Source organism: Leptothoe kymatousa TAU-MAC 1615 (genome assembly GCF_018739865.1).
In the GTDB taxonomy this organism is placed as follows: domain Bacteria; phylum Cyanobacteriota; class Cyanobacteriia; order Phormidesmidales; family Phormidesmidaceae; genus Leptothoe; species Leptothoe kymatousa.
On sequence record NZ_JADOER010000003.1, the window covers coordinates 1 to 15,556 of the forward strand.

Sequence of the window (15,556 nt, forward strand, 5' to 3'; positions counted from 1 at the left end):
GGTTCAGGTGTGAACCCCACATCTCTTCAATAGGAGGAATCTAAAAAGGTATGCACCGATCTGCGAAAAAAAGTCTTGACTAAAACAAGTAATTAACTAAAACCTTTGCCTAGCATGGGTTCCATATCTCATTTTTTCTGAAATATTTTTTCGAACCCCAACACTAACACTAGAAAATTAGCGATCGCACCTGGCCAACATAGATCACATCAAATCTAATGCAGCACCAATACGCCCAAAGATCAATGGTGTCACCCCCCATTGCTATGGCTTCTCCTCTCCAATCCACATTGGTTAGGTTTCGGCTACCCCCGACCCAGGCATTGTCCTATAAGGAACCATCTATACCAGGAGTTGAGGCCAACAAATCAAGCAAAAGACTGCATGACGAGACCAAAACAAGAATTTAGCGGGGGAACTCGTAATGAGTTCCCCCGCTAAATTCGAAACGCTAAATGCCTGGGGCATCATGCCACTGTCAGCAGAGCCTATAGTCAATGTATAAAATCCGATGCAGTGACAAAGACTCTACAAAAGATGACGTCGAAATTCTTCAGCTTCCTGGGGGCTAGGGATTTCTTGTAGCAGCAGATCAACCAGTTGATGAATACTAGCAGGCGCGTGGACATCCAAGACCTCATCAATTACAAACTGAGCCATGGGACCAATATAGTCGGCCAATTTCTCTTTGCACCGATCAATAAAGGCAGGAGTTACATTATTCGCCAAAGCCGAAGGGGGCTGAGCTATTTGCTTCGGTGCCGGAACTGCCACTGGCGCCACATTATTAAATGAGGAAGCATCCTGAGTAGGAGTCGCCAAGCCTGGCGGCGGTGAAGATATTAGCGTTTGGGAGGCCATTACCTCATCATAGGAAAGGCTGAGCAGGGTTTCCTCCGGCTGTAGCTCACTATCAAAATCTTGAGTCAGCGCTTGTAAGTCATCCAATACTTCAGCCGTCGACTGATACCGACTGGCAGGCGTATCGGCCAATAACTTGTCCAAAATTTGCGAAAACTGAGGACTGAGATCAACGTGATTGGGCCATTCCCACTGCAAGGTGTACTGATTCATCAGCATCGACGGATCTTTGCACGTGAGGAGCACAATGGCAGTCACCCCCAGCGCATATAAATCGCTGCTGGCAGAGCAAATGCCTAAACGAATCTGTTCATGAGGGGCGTAGCCAACTTTGCCCACCAGAGACATTTTTCCTACATAGGAAACCTCATTGATATCGCGTTCATTCAAGTTGGAGTTCTCAACAATCTGCTTCCCAACACCAAAATCGATTAAGACAGGTAAATTACCATTTTCTGGCAACATTATATTGTCGGGGGAGATGTCACGATGAATCACTCCACGTTCATGAATATAGTTAAGGACTGGCAAGAGCTTATGTAGCCAGTCAATTATCTCTGCTTCGTCAAAGGCCAAGCCCTGGTCACGTCGTTCCTTGAGTAAATCAGAATATGTCCGGCCATTAACATATTCTTGAACTAAAAAAAGACGGCCATCCCCTTCAAAGCAGGCCAAAAAGTTAGGAATTTGATTATGTTCAATATGATACAGAATCTCAGCTTCGCGCTTGAACAGAGAACGCGATTTTTGCAAACTGTGTTGACCTGTACCACTAGGGGCAAATTCTTTCAGTACGCAAGGCTCATTAAAGCGTCGAGTATCAACCGCCAGATAGGTTCGTCCCAGACCACCTTGCCCCAATACCTTATCAATTAAGTATCGATTATCAATTAAGGTTCCACCTTGTATTTCTGGCTTGTTCATGATGATTTTTGACATCTTTTCAAGTCCTTCCCAGTGGTCATCTGCATAATCGTTAAAAACTTAGTCGACCAGCATGAGGCTCAGCTATCCCTATCATTCATTATGTCTATGGGCTTCAATAAAAGATCAAAGTTTTGCGAACGTTTATAGGACAACGCTTTAGTAACTAAACCAGAAGCAGCAATGCATCAAACTTAGTTGATTAACTGTCTTATTCTTATTAAACCCTATTTAAATGAATGCTGAAAGTGACTACCCACGATAGGTTACAGAACATATAATTGGGGCATCAATGACGTCAGCTTAGAGAATAGGCTACCTGCTTTTGCTTTACTCTTATTAATAGGGACGGAAATGAACCGCCATGCACCCTGAATAAACCCAATACAAGAATGTGAATCTTTGAAGGCTACATAATCAAGGCCCATAACGTTCAGCCAGTTTTCGTCAACTATCAGCAGGTACAGTCTCTGGAACGGGCGCTGCTTCCACCGGTTGTGTTAGTTCTTTGGATGATACGGCATCTAAATGTTCTAAGGTCAGTACGGCAGGCGACTGCTTCACTTGCGATTCGAGGGGCTTAATTTTTTCAACCACTCGAACCATTTCCTTATAGTCGGGAAGATTGCCAGTAGGAATATACTGCGCATCACTAGTAATATCCGCAGGGGCTTCCCTCATTATTCGAGCGATAAACTCTCCTTGGCCACGCTCTACGACACCAAGCAGGACAACCCCCGGTGGGATAGGCCGTTCCTTAGCAGTTTGATCCTTGCTATGGAGTAAAACTTTAAACTCGGTATCGGGAAACTTGGTGCGAAATGTCTCGAATTCCTGCTCAGAAATTGCACCAGCGGCGACCGTGCCATCACTAACCCACTCCAATACTGTGGCAGGGGTTGGTGCAAAATGAACCTTGTTCAGCGTCAAGCCATACAGGTAATACAGCGGCAAATAATACCCTGCGGCAGAGCCCGGTTCCCCCATGGCAATGTCCTTAAAGCCAAGATCAACCACCTCATTCACTTCGCTATCAGCCCGTACTACAATCAGGGCGTATTCTGATTGATTGGGCCTATCTAACACAAATTGCTGTTCATAGCCGCGTTTATCGGCCATAGCAGCCAAACCTGGCGGTGCAAAGACGACTTGCCAATTGCCTCGGTCAATTTGTTGGGCTGCCTGAAGTTCGTTATAGGCAATTTCTAAGTCGAAGGGAATTTTAGTCTGTTCGGCCAGGTAATTTTGAAACCGTTGATATTTTTCCAATGAAACGTTGGAAGCACCGTAGCTCACAACACCAATGGTCATTCTTTCGTTGGTCTCAGGTTCAGGTTCAGTGCAACCGAGCAAACTGGCGCAGACGACGAGGGGTAGCCAACGACTAACGGTTGTAAAGTTCACCATGGGAGTGCGATCGCTAAAGATTTGGGACAACGAGGCAGCTAAGGCGTGTAGCATTTTCACATATCTCAATGTAGCGGAAAGGCTTAAGAGACAGTCGAAATCGACAACATCTCTTAAGCCTAGGTGTGGTGTTTAATAGTTGCGTTTGATGCCGGAGAAACCGAAGCTACAGACGAATGGGAATGGGAGGCACAACCAACGTGGGGCTGGTAGGAGCCGCTGGACGAGCGGCAGGAGCTGGTCCACGGGAAGGCACAGGAGGACGAGCTTGAGGAGGACGACCTTGGGGAATACCCTGGGGGGGCAAGGGGCGCGCTTGGGGAGAAACGCCCCCAGGCAACGCTCCACCAGGCAACGCTCCACCACAGCTGACAACGCACAGGTTGAAATTATTGTTACGAACATTGTCGGACCCTAAATCCATCGGGGGCAATGGTAAAGGGGCAGGCTGGGACTGGGACTGGCCACCTAAAATAGAATTAATGATGGAACCACCAGGCAATGCCTCTAGCAGCGGATTAGCTGAAGCCTGGGGAGCAGCCACCCCCAAAGATAATGTGCCTAACAAAATGCCCAGTAAAACTTTGGGACGTACGGAAGAAGAATTAATAGTCATGGGATTTACCTCAATAGCTTACAAGGAGTTAACGTGAGGAGAGATGTTTTTGATTGGCTTTGTTTTCCTCAATCCTCTGTATGTATGGCGTTAGAGAAGTATGCAGGGATAACAAACGTTTTTTGAATCATTTCTAGGAATTAATCGCAAAGATGTCGATCCTTATCAGACAGGCGGGCATTGGTCAGTAAGTAATTGCGAATGCGATCGCAGCTATTTGCCATCACCGTTGCCAAGGTTAAATCTCGAACCACGGCACCGCCAGCGGTCCCCACCACCAACAGTGGCCCTTGAACGCTGACACTATGGATCATGCCGTGCGTGTTCAACCCCCCTTGAATCAGTCGACCAGTCGCCACTTCCCAGAGATATAGCCCCCCCTGACCACTGCCTGCGATGAGGGTATGACTATCGGCAGTGAATGTCACATCGGGCACCCCACCCACTGGCCCCTGCAACACCTTGGAGTGTGCGACAGATTGGCCCCGAAGCTGCCACACATAGGCTTGGCTATCCCAACTACCCGCAGCCAGAGCATTGCCATCGGGGCTAAAGGTCACAGTCGCCACCGCTGCTTGGAAAAGATCCAATACTTGAAAGACCGTACCCTGTACATTGTTGCCTTGGATATCTAGCTGCCATAAACGTACGGTGCGGTCATAACTGCTGGATACTAACCAAGGCTTAGTGGGATGGAAACTCACATCAGTGACACCATCGGTATGGGCCTGCAATGTTTTGAGTAACCTTGGTTCGGCCTCAAGGGACCACAGTTTCACGGTCCGATCGTCACTGCCCGATGCCAGATATTGACCGTCAGCACTAAATGCCAGGCTAGTAATCCTCGCGTCATGGCCAGGCAGGGTGGCCAACAAGGTACCGTCACTTATTTTCCAGAGCTGCAACTGGTGCCCTAACTCGCCATCGGATAAGGCCGTAGCCAGAAGCTGCCCATCTTCGCTGATGCTTAGGGCCTCCACCACTGCTCCCCCAGGCATATCCAAACGCTGGCGTAATGAGGACATGCCCCCATTTAGATACTCCCAAATCGTGGCCCCATCCCAACCACCAACGGCAAATAGCTGGGGTCCATCTAGTCCAGCTAGCTGGACCCCATTCACACTGCCTTCCCCCAACCGCACCATGGGCGGCGCGACCTGCCATAGTGCCAGGGTTTGATCGCCACTAGCAGAAACTACCTCTTGACCGTCGGCGCGAAACTGCACCCGGGTCACCTCGGCCTGGTGACCTACCAACGTTTTGTTCAAACTGCCATCCGCAGACCATAGCTGCACTTGGCCGTTAGCTCTGGCTGCAGCTATGGTCAAGCCATCGGGACTAAAGGCCACATCATGCACCCGGTTTGCTGCAGCTGGAGAGAGAGGCTCGCCTAACTGGGTCGCTGGACGAGCACTATCAAGAGGCCAAAGCCGTACGGTGCCATCGTCACCACCAGAGGCTAAAGCAGTACCTTCTACATTAAAAGCCACACTGGCGACGGCATCTTGATGCCCCTTAAATGTTTGGAGCGACGTGCCATCCAGCTGCCAAAAACGTACGGTGCCGTCATCCCCCGCAGAGGCAAGACCCTGACCATTGGGACTAAACACAACATCCCCCACACCACCGAGATGTCCCTTAAATCGCTGATATAGCGTTCCATCGGTTTGCCAAAGGGTCAGCCCCACAGTGGAGGCATCGATACTCCCTCGGGTGGCCACGGCTAACAAGTTACCGGCTGGATTGAGGGCCACCCGAGGTATCGGTCCCACCTCCCAGCTTTGCAGACGTTGAGGCTGTGATAAATCGCTAACTTGCCATAGCTCAACGGTTTTATCGTTCAATCCCACGGCGAGCCTAGTTTCATCTAAACTCAGACTCAGACTGACGATGCCCACGGGCACCTCACGATCACGATTAAGATCAATAGTGTGCACAAGGGCACCATCCTGCCGCCAAACCCGCACGGTACCATCATCGCCAGTGGACCAAAATTGCTGACCATCACCACTCAGCACCAGATCTTCAATTTTTTGAGTATGGCCATTAAACCGATTGAGCAGGTGCGACTGATCTAGGGACTGGTGCAGGACCATTGCAGTCTGCCACTGCAAAACCTTGAGGCGATCTCCTCCTACCAACCACTGCTTGAGGACATCAAACTGGTCTAAGCGATACGCAGATTGAACCCCCGATTTGAGAGAATCTAAGGGTTGATGGGATGACAGTAGCGCCGTAGTGGACGCATTGAGTGCTTCAATTTCTTCAGCTTGTGCGATCGCACTTTGGCGCAAAGCCAGCCCTCCTAAGCCCAGCGCCAAGAGGCCCAAGCCCCCCATCACCACCGCAGCCAATTGCGCCCGCCGCAGCCGCCGCTTGGCCAGGCGCTGATGCTGCTGACGCACCGCAAAACCAGCCTCAACAAACTGTTGCACCATCTCTGGCAGCTCATCGGTATATTTGATATATAGCGACTCCGCCTCGCTCAAACGACTCCCTGTCAACACAAAATCCTGGGACCGATCGCTCGCTTGCCAGTCCGCCGCCTGCTGCGCTAGCTGCCGCTGCACCTGCAAATGGCTGCGATTTTCATCGAGCCACCAGCGCAAAGTAGACCAATGGCGAATCAAAATCTCATGGGCAATTTCAACCGTCGGACTAGCACCCTGAATATCGGGCGACAGTTCAGCCGACTCAGCATGGGCAGCATCAGAGTCCGTCTCCGCATCCTGGCCAGTTCGGCTTTGGGCGACAACAGTCTCTGGTTCTTCGTAGGCCGATGCCCGCACTACAATTAGCTTGGCAGCGGTTAACACCTCCAAGGTGCTCTCCACAAGCTCCACCGGATACTTCTTCACCACTAGGGCTGTCTTCAAAAGGCGACGACGGGTATCTTCTGTTCCCGCCCCTAGCTGGGTTAGGGATAAAAAGATCCAGCGGGCACAGTTCTGAGCCTCAGGTGTTAAACTCTCGTACACGGCCTGCGCCTGTCGCTCTAAGGCCCCTTGCATCCCGCCTAAATCTTGATATGCCGCTATGGTTAAGCGACCTGCCTGACGCTTTTCCCACAATTTTTCGAGAACAAATTCCAATAGGGGTAACTCCCCTGTAGAGCTATCCATTTCCCGCAGCAACAGATCCACCAGCCCCGATTCCACCTGCAGACCCACTTGCTCAGCGGGCTGTAAAACTATCTCACGATATTGCTCTGTGGTCAGCTGTGGTGGCACAAAAACACTCCCAGTCTGTAACAGATTGACCAAGGTGGGTTCTGCCAAACAGGCGGCCACAAAATCGGCCCGCACCCCCAAAACCAATTTAAACCGATCCGCCGCATGGGTCATAGCTCCGTGCAACAGTGCCAGAAATGCCTGCCGCTCAGCCTCGGGAGCCAGGGTAAAAATTTCTTCAAACTGATCGATCACCAGCACCACCATGGGTTCAGGGCGCTCCCTCAACCACCGAACAAAGCCATCGCTGCCCAGATGTAATAAGCCCTCTAACTGCAACGCCTGATAGCCCCGCTCCCGTTCTGAGCCTGGATCCACCAGCCTAGCCGCCAAGGCTTTAAGCGGCTCAGCCCCCGGTTGAAATAGCCGAATCCACCATTGATCGCTACCGGGAATTCGCTGTCCCTGGAATAACTGGGCCATTAACCCCGCTTGCATAACTGAAGATTTACCACTGCCCGATGCTCCTACCACCGCCAGGGCAGAGTTATGTCGCACATGCGCAATCAACTGCTCGGTCAGCCCTTGACGACCATAAAAATATTGCGACTGCTCCGGCGCAAAGGCCCGTAAGCCTAAATAGGGGCAAAGGCCCAAATCAAGGGATTGAGAACGCGGTCCTGCCTGCCGCCCCAGCTGACTTGGCAGCATTTCTATCACCCCCTTGGTGCCAGATAACCAACTTAGGGGCAAAATCTCTTGGCTTGCCTGGGCCAGCGGTGTGCCCGCCAGATGCACCTGCAGTTGCGCAATCCAGGCAGCCACCGGCAATCCTAACTGGGCATCAGCGGACTGGAGGGTATCTAACAATGATTGAGCAAACTGATCGCTTTGGGCAGACAGGGGGGCAGCGGCAATTACACACTGTCCCCAATCCTCGGTGAGGGATAAATCATCCACCCACTCTTGTAAGTTAACGGCTCCCGGACAGTCTAAAATCACGATTTGCTGCACGCCTCGCGCCCGCCGCAGCTGTTGTCTTAGCCAGGAACGATATAGCCTTAAGCCATCGCCTAACACCAGCCAAGATTCGCCCTCTGGACTCTGTTCAATATGTCCGCGCAGGTATATCAAAACGGTTTGCACAGTGTCACTCACCTCTGACTGGGGAGTTAATACATCTTGAATGGAGGCTTTGACTGTTTCCCAAGACTGGTCTGGCTGTGGCCAATATTGCAATGCAAACTGTCCCACCTGCTGCAACAGTTTTCCCAAGGCCAGACTGGTAGGGTAGTGGCTCAGTCCTTCAAAAATCAACGCCCTACGCTGGGAGCCTGTGGTTAGTTCAGCCGTCTGCATCCCTAGAATCAGATCGCCCATCCCCTCCACAATCCGCTTGGGGGTTTGCAAAGGATATTCTGACTGAAACTCAATTTCACCTCGCCCCTGTTTTTGCCGATTAACCAGGCGAATTTGCTGGTTGGCCTTGTCGATATAGCGCAGGGTCTGATGGTATACGTATTTATAGAGACCATCAGCGTCGATAATCCCTTGAGAGTCGGCAGCTTCTCCCCTCAGCCCCTTCATCAAATAATAAGTAAAGACGCCATGGCCCAGCTCTGGAAACTCCCAGGAACGCTGCTCTTGATCGCAAGAAAGTAGCGCATAAAATCCTTTTCCCTGGGCCGCTCGCTGTCGTAATACATCCACCAGATGCGGCGTAGGGTTCACCAGCTCGCTGTCTTTCTGATCTCCTTCCCCCTTAGCACCACGCAGGGTTAAACCACCACTGTGGCAGGCATCTAACCACACTAGCTGCTGCCTTGCTAAAGATTGGCCCAGCGTGGTGAGCAGTTCACCTAGGGGTAATCCAGTTACCGCCAATTCTGTTTTATCGGTGTCCTGCAAACAGAGCACAGCCTGTTTAGATTCAGCAGTTAACATGCCATGCCCCGAAAAGTAGAACAAGATAGTGTCCTGGGGCTGAGCCGCTGTCGCTAAATAAATAAGCTGTTTGCGCACTGCCGCCAAGGTGGGCAGCTGCTCGGCAAAGTCATGGTGAATATAAAATTCTTTACTGGGAAATGCCTGGGTCGCAGACCGTAAGGCCCGGGCTAACCCTTGGCAGTCGGGGGCAGGATACTGGAGCGATCGCAACCGTTCATCCTGATAGTGATTCACCCCTACCAGCAGCACCCACAGTTTAGCAGCCCCTGACTTGAGGGCATCGGCCGGTTGACTTGTCCCAAGTGAGATTGGCATGTTCCTATCTCTATAATGTTGCCCATGTTCAATGAACAGCAGCGAAGATTGCAACCATGAGTACGTTTATTAGTGATCCAATATGCACCCCCTCAACTCAACCACGACCTAAAAAATATCTTTGCGTTTCTGCAACCACAATGCCAACAATAGATACACCAACCCATGGACCAACAAAATCCCCAAATTTAGACCCAAATTACCCCAGGTCGCCTCATAGATGGAGGAGCCCGCAAACACTTGGGGCAGCGTTGTCCCATCGGGCAACGTGATGGGATCGGGCACCATGACATTGACATCGACTAAGGCTCCATAGGCCCCCACTCCCCAGCGACTAATCATCAACCAAGACAGATATTTAGAGATACCCGATAAATCAAACAACACCCCGGAAAAAATGATCTGAGGAATCATAATCAGCGGCAACAGGTTATTGGCCGCATTTTCATTTTTCACTGAGGCTGAGATGGTCAAGCTCAGGCTGACACTGGCAAATACAATCAGAAAGTTGGTGACAAATATTCCCAGAGCCCAGGGCAACAAATTGCCCACTGGATGTTCGAGAAACGAGAGCCAAATAGCCACCGTCATCAACAATGACTGGGCAGCCGCAATCCCCAGCCATATCAAAACTTTGGACCCCAAATAAGACACCAGACCTAAATTTATCAGCCGTTCTCGCTGATAAATTGCCGATTCTTTGACAATCTCACGGACCGCACTGGATAACCCAATCCAAATGGCAATACAGCTAAACACAAACACCAAGCTTAGGGCCAAAGGGGCCTGGGCTGCGTCAAGCTCGTCCAATAGACCTAAAGGTGTCTCCTGATGCAAGATCAAGCCAGATAAAGCGATCGCAATCGGTCCCGACAAGAGGGTCAAAACCAGGCTCAAGCGTCCTCGCCAAATAAGATTAAGATAACGCTGGGCCAATAGCATCAACTGCTTGATCAAAGAGATCCCGGTGTAGACTCGGTCATCCGCAGATCGCTGCTGCTGATTGCCTGGACTAAGGGGCTCTTCCACATAGGCCTTATGGGCCGCAGAAGCTAGATAGCGCTGGCTCCAGCCGGTAACAACCTGTTGATTTTCCGCATTGGTACTACCCTGCTCTAACTTGAGATAAATGTCTGAAAAATCTTCATTCTCAGATAAATCAAAAAAGGAATTGGCTATTTCCGGCGGACCAAAATAGCATAGGTATCCACCTCTCCCCAGAAAGGTGATGCGATCGCAAATAGAAATATTCGCCGTTGCATGGGTCACCAAAATAACCGTACGCCCTTGATCTGCCAGCTCCCGCAACAAATACATCATCGACTTATCCAGCCCCGGATCCAGACCAGAAGTGGGCTCATCCAAGAAAAACAATTTTGGATCCGCCAACAGCTCCACACCGATACTGACGCGTTTCCGCTGACCACCGCTCAAATTCCGCACAAACGTATGGCGCACATGGGAGAGCTTGATCTGCTCCAATGTTTTCTCCAAAACTGCAGCAGTGTCAGTATCTGGCGGTAGCCTAAGCTGACAGGCATAACGCAACACCTCCTCCACGGTTAGATCGGGGTGCACAATATCATCCTGAGGCACGTAGCCAATTTGAGAACGATAGATGCCCCAATTTTGGCGCACATTATCCCCATTTAAGAAGACAGCACCACTAGTCGTAGGCGCAATCCCCACCAACGATTTCATCAGTGTGGATTTGCCAGCACCACTCCCCCCCACCAATGCAACTAACTGACCAGGTTCAATGGCCAGAGAAATATTGTTTAAAATTGTCTTCTGCCGCCCTGTCTTATCGCGCACATTACGCACCAGCTTATGCACGTCCAAACGAATCTGGCTCCCCGTATCTTCCAAAGCAAGACACTGATCTTCATACACCAATGTAAATGGGCCAATTTGGATACGGGTCCGTTCGGTTAGGGGATAAGGGCGAGTAATGCGCTTACCGTCTACATAGGTACCGTTAGTACTACTATCCTTTAGGGTCAAATGACCACTCGCGTCTCGATACACTTTGGCATGCAAACGAGAAACCGTTGGCGAATCTAGCTGCATAGAAGCATATCGATTGGGCGTCGGAGAGCGGCCCAATTCCACAGGCCATTCGTTCAGGTCCCGCAAATTTAACTTACGCTTGGACAGCACCGCCTTAGCGACGGGAAAACGATCTGGCAAACCATGGTAGGTGGCAACAATACGGTTCTCAGGAGATAAGCCTATTTCTATTTGCATGCCATCCTGTAGCAGCAATCCAGTATTCGGAGTAATACGGGTATGATTACAAAACATACCGTTCCGACTAGGTTGGGTACCATCGCCATCAAAGATACGATAGTTATCCCCTTCTCGCACCAACAAAGCCTGCCGCCGGGAAAGCACCCCCCAGCCAATCTGATTTATATGGAGGTCAGACCAACTAGGATCCCGACCCAAGTGATGACAGTCCTCAATCAGTTCAAATGTGCTGACCTCTCCCCGATTATTGAGTTCAAGGGTTGGTGTGGGCGCAACTACCGTCGCCTGATGAAACGTATCAGTCATGGCCGTAGATAATAGGCATACTCCCGTACATTGAGGCTGAGCTTACTGGTCAACCCACTTCGAGCTTACCGTCATCACCCTATCAAGCAAATTTAAACACAGTTTTTTACATGTAGCATTTTTACTACAGGCATTCTCTCTCAATTCTAAAATTTACCTAGCGTTTTAATCATCAGCCATCGCATTTTTGTAACTCGACTGTGCCCTCGGGTAAGCCCCCCTTATGTAAAACGGTCTTGTGCTAGAACGGTAGAGTAGGCTTCACATTATTGGCACACGACCGCAATCAATGAACGTAAAAGCATTTTTGGGCATGGTGGGAACAGGTACATTGGCAGTCGTGCTAATTGCCACTAACCCCGGTCAAGACCGTTACAACGCCTTTGCGGCAGAAACCTTGCAAAATGAAGTGCGCTCAGCATTCTGCCAAGCCAAAGAACTGGATAGCTGGCTAGGGGAACTCGGCAAAGCCTTAGGAGATATCTGCACGACAGCGGTCGAGCAAGGACGACTGATCAGTGAAGACGATCTAGCGGAGTTTATTGAAGATAATACTCAACGCCAAAACTTTGGTCTGTTCAGCCTTTACACAACAAGGATTCCAGCAGTACGGGTGAAAAGTCTCGGCATCTTGAATCGATTCATTCCAATCCAACAAACGGTGGGATAAAACCAATGGCTGACCCACCGATTTATTTAGATTGCCATGCAACGACCCCCTTAGATCCAGCAGTTGTGCAGGCAATGATGCCATTCTTTACTGAGCATTTTGGTAATCCTAGCAGTTTGCATCAGTATGGGTGGAGTGCCGCTGCCGCCATCAACAACAGTCGTGAAACCATTGCCCAGGCGATTAATGCAGAGCCAGAAGAGATTATTTTCACCAGTGGAGCCACCGAGGCCAACAACCTAGCCATCAAAGGAGTCGCAGAGGCATATTTTGGCCATGGGAAACACATTATCACTGTCGTAACGGAACACAGTGCTGTGTTAGATCCTTGCCATTATCTTGAGTCCTTAGGGTTCGAAATCACCTATTTGCCGGTGCAGGCCGATGGGCTACTGGAGTTAGCCGCACTAGAACAGGCGATTCGGCCAGATACTATTTTGGTTTCTGTGATGGCCGCCAATAATGAAATTGGTGTGCTGCAACCCATCCGTGAAATTGGTGAGCTATGCGAATCCCATGAGATTTTATTCCACACCGATGCCGCCCAGGCCGTGGGAAAAATCCCGTTAAATGTGCGGGACATGAATATCCATTTGATGTCCATGACAGCCCATAAAGTCTATGGGCCCAAAGGAATCGGTGCCCTCTATGTGCGCAGACGCAACCCTCGCGTCAATTTAGCGGCCCAACTCCATGGTGGTGGCCATGAGCGCGGCTTACGTTCGGGGACGTTATATCCGCCACAGATTGTGGGATTTGCCAAAGCGATGGAACTGGCCATGGCAACCATGGCAACGGAACAAGTGCAGTTGGGTGAGTTGAGGTCTCAATTGCTCAACCATCTAACGCAACTATCTAACATGCACCTCAACGGCCACCCTAGCTGCCGTTTGCCCGGCAATCTCAACGTCAGCTTTAGGGGTGTGGATGCGCAAGCATTGCTATTGGGTCTACAGCCCATGGTTGCCCTTTCCTCTGGTTCGGCCTGCAGTTCCACTAGCACAGCTCCATCCCATGTGCTCAAAGCCTTGGGACATAGCGACCAGTTAGCCTATACCTCCCTGCGCTTTGGCCTGGGCCGCTTCACCACAGCTGAGGAAGTGGACCAGGTGGGCCAGGCCGTTGTGCAAACGGTGGAAGCCTTAAGGGACCTATCCTCAAGGCTATAGTGTTGTGAGACCGCGCGGAGCCCACAGCCCCTATGGGAAACCAACCGCATGACGACAAGCGTGATTCGACGGCCTATTATTGGCCCATCTCCCGCTTGAGGGCATCCAGTTCTGCTTCCGTTTCCCAGCGCTGAAAACTCTCTTCTAGGGGATCTAAAGGTTTCGATTGGAAAGGGCTCCGGTGCCAGCCGGTCGTACTCGAATCGGTTGGGGGTGGCTGGGTGGCGGTTTGCGCCGCCGCCATTTTGGCTTTTACTTCCTGACGCTTTGCCTGGATGCGTTGTCGCAGTTGCTTGGTTTCAGCTAAACGCGACTTGACGCTTTTCATTTGTCCCCAGAGGTGATTGCCTTGGCGCAGCAGGGTGGCTTCTCTTTCCTTGGCAGGTTTTACCAGGTCTAACCGATTGGCAGACTCTGCCTTTGCAATTCGTTCATGCCAGCGTTTAATGTCCTGGGCCGTTTCTAGAACCGCTGCTTCCAGCTCAGTTTCTCGACGCTTTAGGGTGATTAGTGTTGCGATCGCATCCTCTTCTTGTCCCCGCAGCTGTTCCTCAAGGGCCATCATTTCCAAATGGGGATGAGCCTTTAGGAACTCATCCAAACGAGTTTCTAAAAAGCGGCTGAAATCATCAAAAATACTCATTTTTGCCGTTGCAGATGGATAGAGAAACGACGTTCTTGAGCCGTTACTGAGCTAGAAACCTGGGGTCAGCGATGCTGTTCCTCAATTAAAACTGTTGACCAATATAAATGGAACGCTCTTCACCATTACGACGAACGACCACCTCTTCGTTGCCAATGGAAACAATGCTCCAACCACTGGCGCCGATGGTTTCACCAATGTAAACCCGTTGAGAGGTGCCATCTATTTCAAACAGAGCCGCAGAACGATCGCCCAACTCCAGCACGCCGACGAGCTCATAGGTGTTCACCGCTGCAATATTAGGTACTGTAGCCGCAGCACCATTCTGTGCGCCACTAGGTTGTTCAGCCGTATTGGGAGCGGGCAAAGAAGCAGAGGGTTTAGCCGCGGTAGCCGTCGGGTTTTGAGTAGTGGCCCGGGGCTGCAACAGCGGCACAAACACACGCTCAATCACCCCAGGCTTGCTAGCTACCTGGGGACTGCCTGATGTGGGCACTGGCAACGTCGAAACCGCACCATTTGCCCCTTGGGTTTCCCGCTGAGCCGTCCGCTCACCGCCAATGATTCGCAAGGAACGGGTGAGATATTCACCAAAGGCTTCTTCCCCAGACACCGGAGGTGCTGCCACGGTGGTTTGTGTTTCTGATACCACCGCAGGGGCAAAGGAGGGCCACAGGGAAGGACGCTGCTGGCGCATCCACCAAACGCCTACAGCCGCTAGGGAAGAGACGCACAGCACACCCAACACAAGCTTGCGCCAGGGTCGCTTTTTGCTAGGTTCTTCGGTCGCTGGCTCTGACTCTGCCGCCCCATCCTCATCAGACGATATGGGGTCAGCGATGGGGAGTGTGGCACTCGCCTCCATCGACTGGGCCGCTGACAAGGGCACAATCATCGCCGGTACTGTCACCGCTTCTGCCTGAAATACAGCTGAAGCCACAGGTTCCTGAGTAGCGGTTTCCGCATAGATAGCCGCCTCATCCCCCGCCAAAATACGATCCACGTCCTCAAAGATTTCATCCATCAAATCTTCGGCGTAGTTATCCGCCAAGGTATCGGCGTTCGGATTATTACCCACATTGGCAGCTGCCGTGGCATTAGACCGTCTAGATTGGCTCATAACGTGACAAGTACGATTGGGTAGCAACGACTATAGACAGACTCAAAATAGCGTAATGTCCATAAACTGACATAAGTTGCCTAGAAAGTTAGCAGACTATACCGCAAACTGAAAAGGAAAATTGAAATCTTATTGATTTTTTTTTAAGTGTCATCGCC

The 15,556-nt window shown here is 50.8% G+C and carries 9 protein-coding genes; 2 read left to right on the forward strand and 7 right to left on the reverse strand.

The window, feature by feature from the left end:
* Positions 1 to 528: 528 nt before the first annotated feature.
* The 5 genes from IXB28_RS01625 to IXB28_RS01645 all read right to left on the reverse strand — a co-directional run bounded on the left by IXB28_RS01625 (position 529) and on the right by IXB28_RS01645 (position 11,796).
* A complete protein-coding gene (locus IXB28_RS01625) occupies positions 529 to 1,800 on the reverse strand; it encodes a serine/threonine-protein kinase (RefSeq protein WP_215616807.1) in 1,272 nt (423 codons plus the stop codon).
* 432 nt (positions 1,801 to 2,232) lie between these two features.
* Positions 2,233 to 3,246 (reverse strand): phosphate/phosphite/phosphonate ABC transporter substrate-binding protein, encoded by a 1,014-nt coding sequence (locus tag IXB28_RS01630; protein ID WP_215616808.1) that lies wholly within the window; start codon positions 3,244 to 3,246, stop codon positions 2,233 to 2,235.
* A gap of 112 nt (positions 3,247 to 3,358) precedes the next feature.
* Positions 3,359 to 3,808: a hypothetical protein gene (locus IXB28_RS01635; RefSeq protein ID WP_215616809.1), complete on the reverse strand. Its 450-nt coding sequence runs from the start codon at positions 3,806 to 3,808 to the stop codon at positions 3,359 to 3,361.
* Between the two features lie 140 nt (positions 3,809 to 3,948).
* Positions 3,949 to 9,240 (reverse strand): nSTAND1 domain-containing NTPase, encoded by a 5,292-nt coding sequence (locus IXB28_RS01640; protein ID WP_215616810.1) that lies wholly within the window; start codon positions 9,238 to 9,240, stop codon positions 3,949 to 3,951.
* A 108-nt stretch (positions 9,241 to 9,348) separates the two neighbouring features.
* The gene (locus IXB28_RS01645; protein ID WP_215616811.1) at positions 9,349 to 11,796 is read right to left on the reverse strand and encodes an ATP-binding cassette domain-containing protein; all 2,448 of its coding nucleotides are present in this window, start codon (positions 11,794 to 11,796) and stop codon (positions 9,349 to 9,351) included.
* Between the two features lie 289 nt (positions 11,797 to 12,085).
* Between IXB28_RS01645 and IXB28_RS01650 the strand changes: the two genes are divergently transcribed.
* Positions 12,086 to 12,466, forward strand: coding sequence for a DUF4359 domain-containing protein (locus IXB28_RS01650; protein ID WP_215616812.1), 381 nt, complete (start codon positions 12,086 to 12,088; stop codon positions 12,464 to 12,466).
* 5 nt (positions 12,467 to 12,471) lie between these two features.
* Positions 12,472 to 13,635: a cysteine desulfurase family protein gene (locus IXB28_RS01655; protein ID WP_215616813.1), complete on the forward strand. Its 1,164-nt coding sequence runs from the start codon at positions 12,472 to 12,474 to the stop codon at positions 13,633 to 13,635.
* Between the two features lie 76 nt (positions 13,636 to 13,711).
* On the opposite strand, the gene IXB28_RS01660 is transcribed toward IXB28_RS01655, so the two are convergent.
* On the reverse strand, positions 13,712 to 14,278 hold the full coding sequence (locus IXB28_RS01660) for a TIGR04376 family protein (protein WP_215616814.1): 567 nt from the start codon (positions 14,276 to 14,278) through the stop codon (positions 13,712 to 13,714).
* A gap of 85 nt (positions 14,279 to 14,363) precedes the next feature.
* Positions 14,364 to 15,398, reverse strand: a complete 1,035-nt coding sequence (locus IXB28_RS01665; protein WP_215616815.1) for a hypothetical protein — start codon at positions 15,396 to 15,398, stop codon at positions 14,364 to 14,366.
* Positions 15,399 to 15,556 lie beyond the last annotated feature (158 nt).

Coding starts and splice junctions, on each gene's coding strand:
- IXB28_RS01625 (WP_215616807.1), bottom strand. CDS start 1,800: ATGTCAAAAATCATCATGAACAAGCCAGAAATACAAGGTGGAACCTTA.
- IXB28_RS01630 (WP_215616808.1), bottom strand. CDS start 3,246: ATGCTACACGCCTTAGCTGCCTCGTTGTCCCAAATCTTTAGCGATCGC.
- IXB28_RS01635 (WP_215616809.1), bottom strand. CDS start 3,808: ATGACTATTAATTCTTCTTCCGTACGTCCCAAAGTTTTACTGGGCATT.
- IXB28_RS01640 (WP_215616810.1), bottom strand. CDS start 9,240: ATGCCAATCTCACTTGGGACAAGTCAACCGGCCGATGCCCTCAAGTCA.
- IXB28_RS01645 (WP_215616811.1), bottom strand. CDS start 11,796: ATGACTGATACGTTTCATCAGGCGACGGTAGTTGCGCCCACACCAACC.
- IXB28_RS01650 (WP_215616812.1), top strand. CDS start 12,086: ATGAACGTAAAAGCATTTTTGGGCATGGTGGGAACAGGTACATTGGCA.
- IXB28_RS01655 (WP_215616813.1), top strand. CDS start 12,472: ATGGCTGACCCACCGATTTATTTAGATTGCCATGCAACGACCCCCTTA.
- IXB28_RS01660 (WP_215616814.1), bottom strand. CDS start 14,278: ATGAGTATTTTTGATGATTTCAGCCGCTTTTTAGAAACTCGTTTGGAT.
- IXB28_RS01665 (WP_215616815.1), bottom strand. CDS start 15,398: ATGAGCCAATCTAGACGGTCTAATGCCACGGCAGCTGCCAATGTGGGT.